A 1,337-nucleotide genomic window follows, 5' to 3' on the forward strand; every position below is an offset into this window, starting at 1 on the left:
ACTGGAGTTACTGTCACTGTTACCGTAGCTGTCTCTGTCGTAGTAGAACCATCTGGATTAGTTACTGTTACTGTATAATCAAAAGTATCTTCTCCGATATAATCAGGATCTGGTGTATAGGTTACTGTTCCATCAGCATTGATCGTTACTGTTCCATTGGCTGGATCTGTAACATCGGTTACCTCTACATCACTGTTTGGATTGAATGTATCATTGTCTAATACATCGATATCTACTGGAGTATCCTCTGGTGTAGTAGCCGTATCATCCATTACATCCTCTACTGGAGTTACTGTCACTGTTACCGTAGCTGTCTCTGTCGTAGTAGAACCATCTGGATTGGTTACCGTTACTGTATAATCAAAAGTATCCTCTCCAATATAATCAGGATCTGGTGTATAGGTTACTGTTCCATCAGCATTGATCGTTACTGTTCCATTGGCTGGATCTGTAACATCAGTTACCTCTACATCACTGTTTGGATTGAATGTATCATTGTCTAATACATCGATATCTACTGGAGTATCCTCTGGTGTAGTAGCTGTATCATCCATTACATCCTCTACTGGAGTTACTGTCACTGTTACTTGAGCAATTTCAGTATCTCCATTACTATCTTCTATTTGATAGAAGAATACATCTTCCCCTTGAAAATCTGGGCTAGGCGTATAGTCAATCGTATCATCTGAAGGATCATCTGGTGTTCCATTATCATTTACAACAGCTGTTCCGTTAGAAGGACCTGTAGTAATTACAATTGTACCTGTAGATGGTCCGTCAGTTCCAAAATCATCATTATCAGTAACATCAATATTTACAGCGATATCTTCCTGAGTTGTTGCTGTATCATCTTCTGGATCAGGAACTTGATTTGTAGAATCTACAGTTACTGTTTCTTCATAAATACATCCATTAGCATCTGTCACTATTATTGTATAATCACCAGAATCTAAATCAGTAATTGTAGCTGTTGTTTCTCCATTACTCCAAGAGAATGTATACGGAGGTGTACCTCCTGAAGGAACAACAGTTGCTGTTCCATCATTTGCTGTTGCTCCATTCTCATCTGTAGTTGTAACATCTGCAGTTACTGCACTATCAGGTTGAGTAACTGTAGCGTTTACAGTAATTGTACATCCGTTGGTATCTGTAACAACTACTGAATAATCTCCCGCTACTAAATCTACTATATCTTCAGTCGTAGCGCCTGTACTCCATGCAAATGTGTATGGGAAAGTACCGCCACTAACTGTTAAGTTAAGCGATCCTGAATTATCTCCAAAACACAATACATTATTTACTGCGATTCCACCACTCAATACACTTGGCTCTGTAAC

1 protein-coding gene is annotated in these 1,337 nt (G+C 39.0%); it reads right to left on the reverse strand.

Annotation, left to right across the window (positions count from 1 at the left end; all coding sequences use genetic code 11):
- Positions 1–1,337 (reverse strand): Ig-like domain-containing protein (locus tag CHB80_RS24330; RefSeq protein ID WP_143337258.1); only part of this gene is annotated, 1,337 nt, incomplete at both ends.

The sequence above is a fragment of the Dokdonia pacifica genome, from assembly GCF_900188275.1.
In the GTDB taxonomy this organism is placed as follows: domain Bacteria; phylum Bacteroidota; class Bacteroidia; order Flavobacteriales; family Flavobacteriaceae; genus Dokdonia; species Dokdonia pacifica.